The sequence below is a fragment of the Shewanella sp. M16 genome (genome assembly GCF_018224605.1).
In the GTDB taxonomy this organism is placed as follows: Bacteria; Pseudomonadota; Gammaproteobacteria; order Enterobacterales; family Shewanellaceae; genus Shewanella; species Shewanella oncorhynchi.
In genome coordinates, this window is record NZ_JAGTUL010000014.1 from 58,588 (window position 1) to 73,995 (window position 15,408).

Annotated in this window: 12 protein-coding genes; 4 read left to right on the forward strand and 8 right to left on the reverse strand. The window is 47.4% G+C overall.

Features of this window, described 5'->3' with window-relative positions:
• Positions 1 to 145: 145 nt before the first annotated feature.
• Positions 146 to 889 carry a DUF599 domain-containing protein gene (locus KFE26_RS11240; RefSeq protein ID WP_131524297.1) on the forward strand — a complete coding sequence of 248 codons (744 nt, stop codon included), beginning with the start codon at positions 146 to 148 and terminating at the stop codon, positions 887 to 889.
• A 93-nt stretch (positions 890 to 982) separates the two neighbouring features.
• Positions 983 to 1,159 (forward strand): helix-turn-helix domain-containing protein, encoded by a 177-nt coding sequence (locus KFE26_RS11245; RefSeq protein WP_006082937.1) that lies wholly within the window; start codon positions 983 to 985, stop codon positions 1,157 to 1,159.
• Between the two features lie 312 nt (positions 1,160 to 1,471).
• Here the strand turns inward: KFE26_RS11245 and cyaB are convergent, their stop codons facing one another.
• From cyaB to cydD, 3 genes are all read right to left on the reverse strand, one after another.
• On the reverse strand, positions 1,472 to 2,059 hold the full coding sequence (gene cyaB, locus KFE26_RS11250) for a class IV adenylate cyclase (RefSeq protein ID WP_212600438.1): 588 nt from the start codon (positions 2,057 to 2,059) through the stop codon (positions 1,472 to 1,474).
• Positions 2,060 to 2,150: 91 nt separating this feature from the next.
• Entirely contained in the window at positions 2,151 to 3,902 is a 1,752-nt protein-coding gene (gene cydC, locus KFE26_RS11255; protein ID WP_212600439.1) for a heme ABC transporter ATP-binding protein/permease CydC, read from the reverse strand.
• Positions 3,899 to 5,848, reverse strand: coding sequence for a heme ABC transporter permease/ATP-binding protein CydD (cydD, locus tag KFE26_RS11260; RefSeq protein WP_212600440.1), 1,950 nt, complete (start codon positions 5,846 to 5,848; stop codon positions 3,899 to 3,901). The genes cydC and cydD overlap by 4 nt, the downstream gene beginning before the upstream one ends.
• Before the next feature lie 279 nt (positions 5,849 to 6,127).
• On the opposite strand from cydD, the gene KFE26_RS11265 reads away from it, so the two are divergent.
• The gene (locus tag KFE26_RS11265; protein ID WP_212600441.1) at positions 6,128 to 6,646 is read left to right on the forward strand and encodes a type II secretion system protein; all 519 of its coding nucleotides are present in this window, start codon (positions 6,128 to 6,130) and stop codon (positions 6,644 to 6,646) included.
• 135 nt (positions 6,647 to 6,781) lie between these two features.
• Here KFE26_RS11265 and KFE26_RS11270 read toward each other — a convergent pair whose 3' ends face one another.
• Positions 6,782 to 7,828: a DUF3626 domain-containing protein gene (locus KFE26_RS11270; RefSeq protein WP_212600442.1), complete on the reverse strand. Its 1,047-nt coding sequence runs from the start codon at positions 7,826 to 7,828 to the stop codon at positions 6,782 to 6,784.
• A gap of 633 nt (positions 7,829 to 8,461) precedes the next feature.
• Between KFE26_RS11270 and KFE26_RS11275 the strand changes: the two genes are divergently transcribed.
• The gene (locus KFE26_RS11275) at positions 8,462 to 9,988 is read left to right on the forward strand and encodes a DEAD/DEAH box helicase (RefSeq protein WP_212600443.1); all 1,527 of its coding nucleotides are present in this window, start codon (positions 8,462 to 8,464) and stop codon (positions 9,986 to 9,988) included.
• A 178-nt stretch (positions 9,989 to 10,166) separates the two neighbouring features.
• Here KFE26_RS11275 and KFE26_RS11280 read toward each other — a convergent pair whose 3' ends face one another.
• The 4 genes from KFE26_RS11280 to KFE26_RS11295 form a co-directional block, all read right to left on the reverse strand.
• Complete coding sequence (locus KFE26_RS11280; protein ID WP_212600444.1) at positions 10,167 to 11,240, reverse strand: hypothetical protein; 1,074 nt, start codon at positions 11,238 to 11,240, stop codon at positions 10,167 to 10,169.
• A gap of 288 nt (positions 11,241 to 11,528) precedes the next feature.
• The gene (gene dbpA / locus KFE26_RS11285; RefSeq protein ID WP_011847678.1) at positions 11,529 to 12,905 is read right to left on the reverse strand and encodes an ATP-dependent RNA helicase DbpA; all 1,377 of its coding nucleotides are present in this window, start codon (positions 12,903 to 12,905) and stop codon (positions 11,529 to 11,531) included.
• A gap of 337 nt (positions 12,906 to 13,242) precedes the next feature.
• Positions 13,243 to 14,130, reverse strand: a complete 888-nt coding sequence (locus tag KFE26_RS11290) for a pirin family protein (RefSeq protein ID WP_212600445.1) — start codon at positions 14,128 to 14,130, stop codon at positions 13,243 to 13,245.
• Between the two features lie 435 nt (positions 14,131 to 14,565).
• Positions 14,566 to 15,408, reverse strand: coding sequence for a bifunctional transcriptional activator/DNA repair enzyme AdaA (locus tag KFE26_RS11295; RefSeq protein ID WP_212600446.1), 843 nt, complete (start codon positions 15,406 to 15,408; stop codon positions 14,566 to 14,568).

A 15,408-nucleotide genomic window follows, 5' to 3' on the forward strand; every position in this document is an offset into this window, starting at 1 on the left:
CCAATGTGAGCGGCTTCAAATTGTGAATAGGATGGATTTCAAAGTGATACTAGGGGATTGCGCATAAGAGATAAAAACCTTCATAATCAGCCTTCAATCGATTGATTAATTTTCACTTTATCAAGGTCACTTTCTCAAGGTAGCTATGACATTTTCGTTGTTAGATATTTCTGCATTGGTGTGGTTTATCGTTTCTTGGGCTGGCTACACCGCCTTTGCCCGTAGCAAGGCGAGAGATACCGACTGTATTGCCCGTGGTCTGCATAAGCATAGAATTTACTGGATGCTTGAGGTGATGACCCGCGGCGTGCGCGTGGGTGATGCGGCACTACTGGCCAACCTTGAGCGCAATATTGCCTTTTTTGCCTCAACAACCCTGTTTGTGCTCGCGGGTGTGCTGACCTTATTTGCCCAAGTTGAGCGACTAGAAAGTGTTATTGCGACGATTCCCTTCGCCACGCCACCGAATCATGCGTTGGTGCAAGTCAAGTTAGCTCTGCTAGTCGGCATTTTTGTGATGGCCTTCTTCCAGTTTACTTGGTCAATGCGCCAATACGGTTTTGTGAACGTGATGATAGGCGCGGGTCCTCTGGACACCGATGGCTCAAATGACAATCTCAAAGCCTATGCAAGACAAATGGCAACAGTGCAAGATCAAGCGGCACACTCCTATAACTATGGTTTACGCGCCTATTACTTTTCAATGGCGGTATTGTGCTGGTTTGTACACCCGATACTCTTTATCTCGGCCAGCTTATTTGTGGTCGCAACCTTATATCGCCGCGAATTCAAGTCCCGTGCCGTTCTGGCGATCACAGCGGCAAAAGGCCATCTGCAAATAGAGAGCCAAGTGCGGGAAACCGCCCGCAACCACAAAATAGAATCATAGCCTTGGCGGTTTAGGCCGCTGGCGTCATCTTGATTGGAATTATTGTTCTATACTCTTTGGGTTATGTTTCTATTGAATTACTGGGAGAGTGCCATGAGCGATAACTTATTAACCTTAGATGAAGTGTGCAAAATGCTAGATAAAACACCAGCGACCATCAAACGCTTCGCTCGGGAGAATTTACTCTCAAGTGTTCAAGATGGTGACGAATTAAAATTCCCCGAAGCGGAAGTTAAACGCTACCTCGCCTTTTCACAACGCTTAGGCTAAAACGCATCAAGTAACTAACGGCAAATAAAACTGAATAATCAGTATGTAAGCCGTTTGAGTTTGTGAAGGTGGCTTGAATTGAAATGTGATACTCGAATTTAAGTACACTGCTTAAGTTTAAGTCGTTGATAGCGAGTTCAAACAGACAGTGAATGCGATATGGACAGTGAAGCTCAAAGGGATTTGAACTGAGCCATAGCGGTTTGTTGCAGTGGATTGATTAGCCGAATTTAGCAGTGCAAACCATAAAACTTAAACTATGGAACTTTAAGTTATTAAGTCTCAAGCTGCTAACCCAAAAGATTCAATCCATTACTTATTATTCAAAGCCTGCTGCAACTGCCGATAAGATAACCACTCCCGCTGTGTTTCACTTAAACCCAAATCGGCGGCGAGTTGTTGTAATTGCACTTCATATTTAGGCAATAGGGTTTCATCATTGGTCATAATCGCGAGTTCAGCAAAATCCCCTAAACCTTCGATATGATCGATTGTTAGATGAAATTCACCCAGAAAATAGATACTGCGGCGCTTTTTAATTTCCAGTACACACTCATAACCTAAGGTATGCAGCATACTTTTTGCTTTTGTTGCTTCAGTGATATTCACGGCTTCACAGCGGTCTTTTTCTGGCCCTTTCACTATCCACAGCATTATCCCCGATGGCTGCATCTCACGGATACACAAGCTCTTGTGCTCACCTTTAAGTGACTGTGATGGCAGATCAAAGTAACAGTCATGCTCAAGGTTATCTTCGAGCATGACCTCGGGATTTCTCATTTGTAAGGCAGCGAAAAAAGCGTAGCGATCCAGTAAGCGATATTTAAGCTCGACCTCAAACTTACCATTAAAATGAGCATTAATTTGTGGGGCTAATGCTTCTGGCATCGCAGGGTTCATAGATTCATATCCGCTTTTAATGGGTAAAATATATCGCTATTTATAATATTGAGCGCCAACATCTTAATTCCAAAAGATTAAATCCAAAACCTTAAGCGAGTCTTTGGTACAAGGCCTGATACTCTGCACTGTCTTCAATTAAGCTCTGGTGAGTGCCAGACGCAATAATCTTCCCCAGACCGAGTAAATGAATTTGATCCATCTTCGCCATAGCAGTTAAACGATGGCTAATCATCAGCAAGGTTTTATCTTTTGCAAAATCAAACAGTAAACTTAAAATCTCTCGCTCGGTGCGTTTATCTAGCCCTTCGGTTGGCTCATCGAGCAATAGCAGCGGCGCATTACGCAGCAGTGCCCTAGCAACACCAATACGGCGCTGCTCGCCGCCCGAAAGCTGACGTCCACCTTCACCTATCCACATATCCAGCGGCTTATCACCCGTGAGTAAAGCGCTAAGCCCAACCCGCTGTAACACATCAATCAAGCGTGCGTCGTGGGCCGTGCGTTTCTCGCCTTCGATAACAGGTAGCGCTAATACTAAGTTTTCCCGCAAAGTACCTGCAAACAAATAGATGCGTTGACTAATCACAGTAATCGCATCCCTAAGACCGCGCTCGCTGTACTCTGAAAGTGCATGACCATCGAGCTTGATGTGCCCTTGCTGCGCTTGCCATTCTCGGGTAATCAGCGTCAATAAGCTCGACTTACCGCAACCCGTTGGCCCAAGTAACGCGACTTTTTGCCCCGCTTTTATCTCAAGGGACAAACCTTGCAGCACGTTTTGATCGTCTCGATAACCAAAGTGGATATCTTCAATCTGTAATGCGCCAGACTTTGCCCTCAAGCCAGTATCGACAGCAAATTGAATATCGGCCTTTTGTTCGGTGATTTCATTAATTCGCGTTGCGGCCAATACGCAGCCTGACAAATGCTGAAACGCGCCCGCGATCGGCATCATCATCTCAACGCAGGCCATAGTGGCAAACACCATAAGCGCAAACATGGGGCCCGGCGGCACGGCATCACCCACACCTTGAGCGGCTAAATAAAGCATCATGATCAAGGCTGAGCCCGTGGAGAGGATCAACATGGCTTGGCTGAGTGCAGTAATATTGGCCATCGCGCTTTGGCTGCGAAAAAGTGCAACTTCAGCATCATTCAGTTTTTGCCTGAATCTGTCGTTCGCGCCAAATAGACTGAGTTCGGCTTGGCCTTGCAACATATCCAGCAACTGCACCCGATAATGACGCTTGGTTTCGAGCATAGTCCGGCTCGGCCCGTGTCCAAGGCGATAAAATAGCAGTGGCATCACCAGCCAAACAGCGACTAAGAATAAGCAAAGACTGAGGGCAAGTTTGGCATCGAACCAAGCAAGAAACAGATACAAGAGCCCCGTCATCAGAAGGGATGCTGCCATAGGCGTGAGCAGTCGCAGGTAAAGATGATCTAGGGTATCGATATCGGCCACTAAGCGATTGAGCATGTCGCCACGGCGTAGCCCCTGCAGATTTTTAGCACTGAGCGGCAAGAGTTTACGCCACGCCCAAACGCGAAGTTCGGTCAGCAACTTAAAGGTCGCCTCATGGGTCGCTAAACGCTCGCCATAACGACTAGCGGTTCGGGCAATTGATAAGAAACGTACCCCGCCAGCAGGAGTGAAAAAGTTAAAGGACTGCGCCGTGACTATCGTCAAACCTGCAACAGCAGTAGCGGAAAGAAACCAGCCCGAAAGTGACAGTAAACCTATGCCCGCCATCAAAGTAATAATGGTCAGCAGCAAGCCCACGGACATCATCAGCCATTGACGCGAGAACAATCGAATAAAGGGGATCAGCACTTTCATTGGGCATCTCCTTTAGTGGACTCGGCGGCACTGTCGAGTGGAGCATCACTATCAAGCTGCGTCTCACTGGCGCTGGCCGATAACGGTACAAGTTCAATATCCGCCACGGACTCAACATTTTCACGCAGTAAAGTTTGGAGTAAGCCGTGTGTGTCAGACAAAGTGGTAAAGTCGCCCCGCTGTACTATCAAGCCTTTATCGAGCACAAGAATAGTATCCATTTGATCTAACTGATCTAATCTGTGGGTCACCATAATGCACATCTTACCCGCCATGGCGCGATTCAGCGCAGAACTCACCGCCTGCTCACTCTGGCTATCTAAACTGGCTGTGGGTTCATCAAGGACAAACAAACTCGCCTGCTGCCCAAGCGCCCTTGCTAAAGCAATACGTTGAGCTTGGCCAACGGATAAACCGGAGGATTGTTCACCGACTGGGGCATCTAAACCCAATGGCTGCGCCTTAACGAAGTCACTGATATTGGCCTCAGCCAGTAAGTGCCACAGCGTATTGTCGGGCAGAGTTGGGTCGGCTAAGGCAACGTTATCCCGCACAGTGCCGTGAAATAACTGTGGTTCCTGTCCAAGCCAAGCTAAGTGCTGTCGCCAATGGGCTAAGTCTAATGCGGATAACTCATGGCCATTAATCAACAAATGGCCCTTGTAGGGTAAAAATCCCAATAAGGCGTTGAGTAAACTGGTTTTACCCGCTCCGCTCGGACCAACTAAAGCTAAGCGTTCCCCCTCTTTTAACTCAAAACTCAGCGGGCCAAGTAAACGCGTGCCATCGACACTGAACACCTCAAGATTGTCGGCACTCAGCGTCTCTATGCTATTGATACGGACGTGGCCGGCAAATTCAGGTTCCGGATGTTCGAGCAAGGTAATCAAAGCTTCTGCCGCGCCTATAGCCTGCGCCTTAGCATGGTAATGAGTCCCCATGTCGCGCAGCGGTTGATAAAACTCAGGAGCTAAAATCAGAATAAATAGCCCAGTAAATAAGCTGAAAGGAATACCGCCCATGTCAGGATCTGTACTTGAACTAATATTGGCATGGGCGCCATAATAGCCAAAATCTAAGTGACCTAAGTAACTGAAACCAAAGTAAACCGCCAATACTGCAATCGATACCGCGGCAAAAAACTCTAAGACTGCCGAGCTTAAAAATGCCATGCGTAGCACCGACATAGTGCGGCTACGAAACTCTTCTGAAGCACTCGCGATCACCTTAAGCTCGGCATCACCACGGTGAAAAAGTTTCAAGGTGCTTAAGCCTTTTAATCTATCCATAAAATGGCCGCTCAATCTTGCAAGCGCACTGAAGTTTTTGCGATTAGCATCGGCAGCGCCCATGCCAACTAAGATCATAAACATAGGGATTAATGGCGCTGTGAGTAACAGGATTAAGCCTGCCGCCCAGTTAATCGGGAATACCGCCGCTAAAATGAGGATGGGAATAAAACCAGCAAGGCTGATTTGCGGAAGGTATCTGGCATAAAAATCTTGTAAATCTTCGACTTGCTCTAAGACTATGCTTGCCCAACTCCCTGCGGGTTTACCTTTAATAAATGCAGGACCTAGCTTAGTCAACTTGTCCATCACTGCCGCGCGAATATGGCCACGTAGACGCTTACCCGCCTCAAAACTGGCGCGCTCACGCCCATAAGCCAGCAAGGCACGCAGTAACATCAAGGCAATTAGCGCAATAAAATGAGGTGTATAGGTATCAATATTCACGCTGGAACTGATCGTTTGGGCATTGTCAGTTAGCGGTATAACTTGCCCTATGATCACGCCATCCAGAATCGTCGCGATAATATAAGCCTGCGCCACCATAGCGACGGCGCTTATCATCCCAAGCCATAACGACAATTTAAGGAACAGGCCACAGGCTTTTTTCTGGGCTTTAAGCCAAACAAGAAGGGATTTTTCTAACGACTTATCCATGGTGCTCCAACAAGAAAACAATTAAGCGACTCGTAGCGGGGGTCAACTATCGATAACAATTCAGTTTAAGGGGCTTGCAACAGCTAAAAAGTTCCGATAGGGACGCAGTATCGCAGGCATCTACAACAGATGAAACCCTATCACAGACTTTTGCTAGCGGACTCACAAAAACGAGCTAAAGATAAATAAATCTAGGAGTTAACGGAACTTTACCTAGTACTAGCCTGATTTTAAAAACTTAGGTAGCATGAAGCTCTTTGTATTAAATGTCCTCTATCTATGCCAAATAAAAATGCTGGTTTCACCCTGATTGAACTCGTTGTGCTTATTATTATTCTTGGCGTATTAGCCGTAGTAGCTGCGCCTAAATTCATTAATTTACAATCAGATGCCTATAAGAGTCAGCTCTCAGGTGCACTGGCTTCGATGAAATCCGCCGTCACCCTATTCAAATCAAAGTCGGAAATTGCTAACAGCGGCACCACGAATAGAGTCGTTTACGACGAAATCCGTGGCGAAAACTATCAGCCTTGGGCTGCCAGCACCATCGGTATAACGCCAAGTACAGCTTACACGACTCCGCCAGAAATTTTTAAAGCGGCAGGGCTAAATGTGAATGAGTGGTCCTATCGAATTTACACCACCAACGGCACCTATGAAGTTATCGCCACACCAAAACAAAAACTGAACCTTGCCACACCCACAGAAGCGCAAGTCGAAGCGACAAATTGCTATATCGACTATAAATGGGAGACAACGGGCGTTCCCACTTATAAAAAAGTCGACACTGGTTGCTAGGCGACCTTAACGATAAAATATCTATATAAAAACAGTGAGTTAACCTGAGGTTATCTCGCTGTTTTATTTACACACTAAACTCACTTTGTTGTTAATGCTTACGTTTACAATTAAGCATTTTTACAGAGTTAGCGCTTATTGCACTCCACCGTATTTCACTAGCACATGCCAGAGCAACTTAAGTTCATGGGCGACTTGCGCACGATTACCGCGGTCACGCCAATGCTGGGGAGAATGGTATAAATCCCGCGCCGCCACGCCTATGGCATAGGCATCGACTCTGTCTTCTATGGCAATCCGATTAGCCAGCGATGGCATAGTCGGCCCACGGAAATCACTGGGGATCTGTGCCGTATGCAGGCTAAAGCCACCATGATATTGCAGCTCAATATCATATTTATCGCAAATTTTACTTAAGCTTGCGCCAATATCAGTACCCTTAAAACTGGGGTCCGCCACCAGCATGGCGATATCTTCATCGAGGGAAACATCACCATGGATCTGCGCCTCTATATAATGGTCAAGATTATTCGATAGCGGCCGCTCGAAACGTGACAGCAAGGAAGCATTGAGCTGATGCCCCAAGTAATGGATCACATTCAGCGGCTTAAAATCGGTTTTGCCTAAGGCATAGTGACGCTCAAAACTCTCAGTCAGCAGCGCCGCTAAAATATCATCGAAACATGACAGCGTGCCCTTCTCTTTCGGATTACGATACGAGTCGAGATAACTAAAGGTTGAGCGCGCCATCGCACTCGTATGAGTCAGAAAATAGCAGCTACCAAAGCGCGGCGCAGGGCCGTCCTGCCACATCCCCAGATCGAGTGCACCGTATTTAGGCCGAGATTTAGTGCCCTTGTATACATCCCCAAAAAGCTGATTTTCCCAATGATCCCGCGGGCCACCTAACTCAGGTGACAACTGACCATTGGAAATATGCGTCTCAAACTGGCTACGGTATTGACCATCGCGCAGTAAACCTTCGGCAACCGTCATACCACGGCTATCGATTCTATCGGGGTGAAAATGCAGCGCAATTCGGCCACAGTTGAGCAATTGTTTAAGCGCGAGTTGCATCTCATGCATGGGGATATTTGACATCTGCTGCACATTTTTAATCACAGCGACGGCTTGTTCACTGCGTCCTCGTGCAAGGCGTTCAATATGCTGTATCGCTGTCATAATCCACCTATAAATGAGAGGCGTTTAACCGTTCCTACAATGCCTCATCCTAAAATAAACGTGAGATAAATCGCAAGCATGCAGAGAACTGCTCTTAAGCCACTCCATCTAAATGACTAAGTTAAACATGAATGACTCAGTTAAACGTGACCGTGAAAACACTCAATAATGCTTTCGCTCGGTTCATTGTTAAAAATTCAGCGAATAACATCAATCACGAACTGAACAGATAGCGAAACCAATTGCGTTATTAGTTAATTCTACTCCAATCGACTTTAGTTTATACCACTCTCATTATTGTAGCGTGATCTACCGCTAACTCATTCTAACTCTAGATAAAAAATGCCTATGACTTCAATTGATATTATGAAATAGGCCTAATAGTCATCTTGTTCCTTGAAATCAATTAACTTCCATAACCTCAAACTCTGCCATCTAAACTTGCGCCTAAAAGATAAGCGAGGCCGAGTGAAAGCCGCCGACAAGCGATTTATGTGCCAATATGAATGAAACCCAGCCCAAAAACCTTTATTAGATGGCACTTAAAGCCCTGATCCTGTAAGCTGCACGCCCGCCAGCAGACCTGGCTATTGACCATAAATGCAGCACAGTGTTGCCACAAGAGACCAATCTATGAGTTTTACCTCCCTGGGCTTATCGGCCCCGATACTTAAAGCCGTTGCCGAACAAGGCTACGACACACCTTCGCCAATCCAAGCTCAAGCAATTCCGGCTGTGCTTCAAGGCAAAGATGTGATGGCGGCCGCCCAAACAGGAACAGGTAAAACAGCAGGTTTCACCCTACCTATGCTCGAACTCCTGAGTAAAGGTAACCGTGCCCAAGCAGGCCAAGTGCGCGCATTAGTGTTAACTCCGACACGCGAATTGGCAGCTCAGGTTGCAGAAAGTGTTGAAACCTATGGTAAGAATTTACCACTGCGCTCAGCGGTGATATTTGGTGGCGTGCCTATCAATCCACAAATCGCGAAATTGCGCCACGGTGTCGACGTATTAGTCGCAACGCCGGGTCGATTGATGGATTTGTACAATCAAAAAGCGGTGAAATTCAGCCAGCTTGAGATCTTAGTGTTAGATGAAGCCGACCGCATGCTCGACATGGGCTTTATCCGCGATATTCGTAAAATTTTGGCCATTTTACCTAAGCAACGTCAAAACCTGATGTTCTCAGCCACCTTCTCCGATGAAATTCGTGAGCTGGCCAAAGGCCTAGTCAATGATCCAGTCGAAATTTCGGTCACGCCGCGTAACGCGGCAGCGACCACAGTAAAACAATGGGTTTGCCCTGTTGATAAGAGCCAAAAATCGGCACTCTTGATCCAACTCATCAAGCAAAACGATTGGCAACAAGTGTTGGTATTCTCGCGCACTAAACATGGTGCTAACCGTCTGGCGAAAAGCCTTGAAGAGGCAGGTATCAAAGCCGCCGCTATCCACGGTAACAAGAGCCAAACCGCCCGTACTAAAGCCTTGGCCGACTTTAAAAATGGTCAAGCTCGCGTACTGGTAGCAACCGATATTGCTGCCCGCGGTTTAGACATAGACCAATTACCACAAGTGGTTAACTTCGACTTACCGAACGTGCCAGAAGATTATGTGCATCGTATCGGCCGTACTGGCCGCGCTGGCGCATCGGGTCAAGCAGTGTCACTGGTAAGTAACGAAGAAATCAAACTGTTGAACGATATCGAGCGTTTGATCAATCGCGTATTAGACCGAGAAATGGTTGAAGGCTTTAACCATGAATTGCCTGAGTCACGTTTGGGCGGCGGGAAAAGTAGCGGTAAATCAGTACCAAGTCGTAGAAATACCCGCAGCTCAAACCAACCTAGCTCACGCGATGGTGCCCCAAGAAGCGCCGAGCATAAAGACGGTCAACGCAGCGGTCACAAGCCAAACGACAAGAACCCAAGACACAGCGGTGAAGCCAGTAGCGCCCCCCGCAGTGATGCCAAACCTCGTCCACCACGTTCAAACGATGGCCGAGCCAATAGCGCAGGCGCTAGTCGTCCAACTGAAAGCCGTTCAGGCGCTGGCGAGAATCGTGGCCAAGCGGGTGAGAATCCTTACGCCAATGGCCCAAAGAAAAACACCCGTCGCCCAAATAACGGTGCGAGTCGTCCAAGACATTCACAGGATTAATGCAAAAGCTAAGCGAACTTGCTTAGCGATTTAGCCGTATTAAGTCCTAAACAGAAACGCCCAACTCCGTATGGAATTGGGCGTTTTTGTTTGTCTTAGTTTGTCTTTATCGATGCTTAGCTCGTTATCTACGCTTTGAACAATCACTGCCTTAAACAACCTAAAACGGCAACCTAAGCTAATTCGCCTTTGTATCTGGCAACTGCTGCAGGACTTCATCCGTAAAATAGGGTTCATCTTCAACCCAAAAAATGTAGTCTAAGCCTAGGTAGTTTTGCGCAAAATCCAACAGCTCAGGCACAGTATTCTTTTTACCCGTTTTAGGATTAATCTGTCGCAAATTACCGTCTTGCACCGCCATACCTTTCACCAGTGTCGCTGGGTAATCTTTAATAAAGGCATAACTTTGTGCCATATGACTTTTACGGTAAGGCATCAGATCTGGGCCACCCACACCCATGTTGAGCGATTTGGCTTGTGCAAATAAGCCTCGCATATAGCCTTTGTCATTCCATGGCAGCCATTCGTCTGGCAAAAAGTTCAAATACACCATAGCAGTTGAATGCTGAAATGACTCAGCTAATACCTGCATATTCTCGCCAATCGCATCGATATAGGCTTTAGGATTAAAATCACTGGGGAAGGTGGTTGTTCCATCGGCGTTTTCAGTCCCCACATCAATTGAGCTTTCACTAAAGTTAATGCCCGCAATTTTCCCATCAAACTCTTGGCCAAGCTGACGCACCAATTGTTGATAACGTGCACGCACTGAGGGCTCCCACATTTTGGCTGACCAGCCATACTCATCATCCGTCACCGGTTTATTGGGATCACGCTCTGGTGCACTCAACATGCTTTGCTTCAACACGCCGCCTTGATAAATAGGATCATCGAGCAAATAGCGCGGCACATTGACTCTGGGCGTAAAGGATTTCTCTTGCAGCTGGATCCACAATTTTTTGCCTATCGAATCGAGATACGCAATATCGGCCCTAATCGTGCTGAAATCATATTCGCCCTGCTTAGGCTCTAAACTGCGCCAAGTATAAACAATCTGGGCGCCACCAAAGCGGGGATCGTGCAGCGCCTTGTCGGCACGAATGTTTTCTCCGTTAGCCTCACGATGGTTAATGTAGATGAAGTGCTGTAACGGTTGCGGCTCTGACTTAGACTCCGGTTGCGGCTCTGGCAGAATTGATGCAGCGCTCGCTGCGCTCAAAAAGATGCTTAGTAAAATAGTCCATCGAAACATAAATACTCCAAACCGATGCACGCCTTATCACCTGACAAAGCCGTTTATCTGCTCATTTATTTTTTACTCAGAATCACTTCTAACACAGGCAAGCTGAGGGACATATCAATTAAGCAGACAAATACAAAGTGTTACTTAATCGCCCAATAAGATTAGCGGTGACGTGGACAAAAGGCACAGTAACGGCGGTAATAAAACCCAACAAAAAAGGGAATAAACCTGAGTTTATTCCCTTTAAAAATAGAGCGAATTAAATCGAGGTACGATTCAACTCAAGCTAGGCCAAACTTACTTCATTGGCCAAGCGCGGTAAGATTTTCCTTTGATCCGGCCGCCAGTAATTTTGTTCAGTGCTTTCTTGGCAACCTTACGATTAACGGCCACATAGGCGCGGTAATCTGTCACTTGGATTTTACCCACCTGTGAGCCTTCGATACCGTTTTCGCCCGTCAGCGCGCCTAAGATATCCCCTGGACGCAGCTTTTCCTTCTTACCACCATCGATCTGCAGAGTGATCATGGTTGGCGCTGCAGGCGTGTTGCCGAGCAGGCTTTCAGATGGCAGTGATTCGCTGGTGATTTCGCGCTCTAAATACTCTTCTAACAAGGCAATTTTGTAACCGTCTTGGTCGTTATAGAAGGTATAAGCGGCGCCTTTACTGCCCGCACGGCCAGTACGACCGATGCGGTGAATGTGGACTTCGGTGTCGTAGGCAACGTGATAGTTAAACACGGCATCCAGTGCATCGATATCTAAACCACGGGCAGCAACGTCGGTCGCCACTAATACACAGGCACTCTTATTAGCAAATTGCAGCAGGGTTTCGTCCCTATCTCTTTGCTCTAAATCGCCGTGCAAAGCCAATACGCTAAAGCCTAAGCCTTCAAGCTCATCGGCCACTTTTTGGGTTTCGCGTTTCGTGTTACAAAACACCACAGCGCTTTCAGGCTTATGTTCTAACAACAATAATTGCAGCGCTTGCATACGCGCCTTGTCATCGTCTAAGTGATAAAAATGCTGGGCTATGCTCAAGCTGTCGTGATTACCCTCAACTTTAACCATGCTTGGGTCATACATGATTTGCTTAGCAATCGATTGAATTTGCTCTGGGAACGTCGCGCTGAATAGCAACGTCTGACGCTCACGTGGCGCTTGTTCGATAATCGCATCAAGGGCGGGTTGGAAGCCCATTTCTAACATGCGATCGGCTTCATCGAGCACTAACATGTTGAGATTGCTTAAATCTAAGCGATTGCGATCTAAGTGATCGACGATACGACCCGGCGTACCCACAATAATGTGTGCACCGTGCTCCAGCGAGCCAACCTGTGGTCCCATAGGTACACCGCCGCAAAGTGTCAGTACTTTAACGTTATGAATACCACGGGCAAGGGTGCGAATTTCCTGCGCCACTTGGTCGGCCAACTCGCGGGTTGGGCATAACACTAAGGTTTGAATGCGAAAGCGTTTAACGTCTAACTTGTTCAGTAACCCTAAGCCAAAGGCGGCCGTTTTACCCGAGCCAGTTTTACCCTGACCTATCACATCCTGCCCCGCTAAAATGGGTGGCAAACTTTGCGCCTGAATTGGCGTCATCTCGTTGTAGCCCATAGAAGAAAGGTTCTCAAGCAGTTCGGGTTTTAGCTTAAGAGTCGAAAAAGCCATTGATGGATTAGGCTTAGTATCAGAGTTGCTCAAGGTGAATATCCTGTGGTGGGTAACGAAGCGGCTGCTAGGTTACTGAAATTGCGTTACTTATCGATTAAACTGGTCTATCAAGATTCAGGTTAGTTTTAGGCTAGCTTGAGTTTAGATTTAAGCTCTAGGCTCGCTCAACCCAAAAGCACGGCTATTGTAACAACAAAGCGCGGCTTTTGCCTCAAGTCCTTAAGCAATAGACATAGCAGGCGTAAACAGCAACAAAAAAGCCCTGTAGGAATACAGGGCTTAAACTTAAATTGGCTTGGATTTAGAATTAGCTCAGCACGGCTGATTTAACAAATTACGCGATCTGGCCGAAACGCCCTTCTTGGTAATCGCGAATCGCCTGCTGAATTTCCGCTTGGGTGTTCATCACAAAGGGACCCATCTGGACGATTTTTTCACGGATAGGTTTACCCGCAAACAGTAACATCCCAGCGCCGCGCTCATCGGCTTTAAGCTTAAGCACACTTTGGCTATCGATCACTAAAAACTCGCCCTGATGATGTTGATTTGAAGCAGATGACCACTGCGAATCTTCGCCTTTACTCGAATCGCTTTTATATAAGTCACCTTGGTACAAGTACAAGGCGACAAACTCGTGTTGAGACAAATCCAACTTGGCCTCAGCGTTTGGCGCTAGGCTCAAATCAGCAATCGCAGCGTCGCCCGCTAATCCTTGGATAGCCGCACTAATCAGTGGTTGATCTTTAAAGCCCCAATCACCCGCTAAGGCTTTCAAGGTTGCACCCGTGTTATTGGTCACTTCAACGCTCGCGCTACCCGCGGTATCTTGATACTTCGCTGGACGCAGCTTGTCTTTGGCGGGCATATTGACCCAAATTTGGAATCCATGCAGACCATCAACTGCATCGGCCAGCGGCATTTCAGAGTGTACTACTCCGAACCCGGTGCTCATCCACTGCACATCGCCGGTACGAATCGCCTTCACATTACCCATTTGGTCGCGATGCTCAAAACCGCCCTTACGAATGTAAGTGAAGGTCTCCATCCCGCGATGGGGATGTGCGGGGAAGCCGCCAATAAAATCTTGTTCATCATCGGATTTTATTTCGTCGATCATCAAGAAAGGATCAAATTTAGTCGTCACAAAATCGGCGACACGGCGAATATTGACCCCATCGCCATCCATCGCGGCTTTGGCGGAAAACTGACTTAATACTTTCATTGCTGTTCTCCTATCGGTTGAGCAAAGCGATACATGAAACGCCAAGACCGTACGGCTAACACAAGACGCAAACGCTTTGCTGATGAAGGCAGAATAACAAGGAAGTTTACAAAAGAATAACGCGAAATCACGGCCTAAACATTCGAAAAAATAGAACGGTAGGCTGTTGATATCCACTCACACAGGTTTGCCATCGCATTGACTCGTCAACTTGCAGCCAGTCCGCCCATGGGGTGGACGGTCGTCTGGCTAATCACCCTAGCTCACCGTTTTGGCTTTAGCGTAACCTGTAGATTTAAAAGACATACGCAACACACTTTTTGGACAAAAGCTTCTTAGTGCGAATACTCTGATTTGTAACTTTCGGATTAAAATTTCTATGGGTAACGCTCGCCATCAGCCGAGCGAGGTATGAGCGTTGGTTGCATGGCATTGTTATAGCGCAACCGGTTCATCACGCATTTTTTCCCATGTTTGTACCATCAGCTTCTTGGTTGGTCCCCAGCGATACCCCCCCAGCGCGCCACTTTGCTGGATAACCCGGTGGCAGGGGATCAGCAAAGCAACTGGATTTGCTCCAATAGCGTTACCAACAGCCCTTGCAGACCTGGGTGCGCCGAGGGATCTGGCGACTTCGGCATAGCTGGCCACAGCGCCCGGTGGTATTTTCAACAAAGCACGCCACACAGCGATCTGGAAATTTGTTCCTGTCACATGGAGCGACAGCGGACCTTGCCGGGAAGCTGTGCCACTGCTAAAAAAGGCATCAATAACATGACGCGTAGATGCCAAATTTTCTCTGATCGAACTGAGAGGCCAATCGTTATGCAAGTCATCCAACAACTCCTCCATGCTATTGAAGTCCATAAACGCTGCCCGGCAAACACCACGCAAGGTTACGGCCACAAACATGGGCCCCAGTGGGGTAGGATGTACGCCATACTCGATTTGTACCTCCTTACCTCGATTTTTATACTCGCCGGGGGTGACTGCTTCCAGTTGCACAAAGTGATCATGCAACCTTGAACTGCCGCTTAGCCCAAGCTCATGTGAGACATCAAGCAAGGAGCGGGAATTATCCAGCAATCCTTTGCCCCGCTCCAATGTCAGCACCTGTAAAAAGCGCTTCGGCGTAGTACCAGCCCAGCGACAAAACAGCCTTTGAAAGTGATACGGACTCAAATGCACATGGGCCGCTATCTCTTCAAGGCTGGGCTGATCAATTGCCCGATCAACCAAATAGGCCATAGCACTTGCGATTCGGTCATAGTCTGACAT

Bases quoted from the DNA above. Each gene is read 5' to 3' on its own strand.
- KFE26_RS11240 (WP_131524297.1), top strand. From the start codon at position 146: ATGACATTTTCGTTGTTAGATATTTCTGCATTGGTGTGGTTTATCGTT.
- KFE26_RS11245 (WP_006082937.1), top strand. From the start codon at position 983: ATGAGCGATAACTTATTAACCTTAGATGAAGTGTGCAAAATGCTAGAT.
- cyaB (WP_212600438.1), bottom strand. From the start codon at position 2,059: ATGAACCCTGCGATGCCAGAAGCATTAGCCCCACAAATTAATGCTCAT.
- cydC (WP_212600439.1), bottom strand. From the start codon at position 3,902: ATGAAAGTGCTGATCCCCTTTATTCGATTGTTCTCGCGTCAATGGCTG.
- cydD (WP_212600440.1), bottom strand. From the start codon at position 5,848: ATGGATAAGTCGTTAGAAAAATCCCTTCTTGTTTGGCTTAAAGCCCAG.
- KFE26_RS11265 (WP_212600441.1), top strand. From the start codon at position 6,128: ATGCCAAATAAAAATGCTGGTTTCACCCTGATTGAACTCGTTGTGCTT.
- KFE26_RS11270 (WP_212600442.1), bottom strand. From the start codon at position 7,828: ATGACAGCGATACAGCATATTGAACGCCTTGCACGAGGACGCAGTGAA.
- KFE26_RS11275 (WP_212600443.1), top strand. From the start codon at position 8,462: ATGAGTTTTACCTCCCTGGGCTTATCGGCCCCGATACTTAAAGCCGTT.
- KFE26_RS11280 (WP_212600444.1), bottom strand. From the start codon at position 11,240: ATGTTTCGATGGACTATTTTACTAAGCATCTTTTTGAGCGCAGCGAGC.
- dbpA (WP_011847678.1), bottom strand. From the start codon at position 12,905: ATGGCTTTTTCGACTCTTAAGCTAAAACCCGAACTGCTTGAGAACCTT.
- KFE26_RS11290 (WP_212600445.1), bottom strand. From the start codon at position 14,130: ATGAAAGTATTAAGTCAGTTTTCCGCCAAAGCCGCGATGGATGGCGAT.
- KFE26_RS11295 (WP_212600446.1), bottom strand. From the start codon at position 15,408: ATGTCAGACTATGACCGAATCGCAAGTGCTATGGCCTATTTGGTTGAT.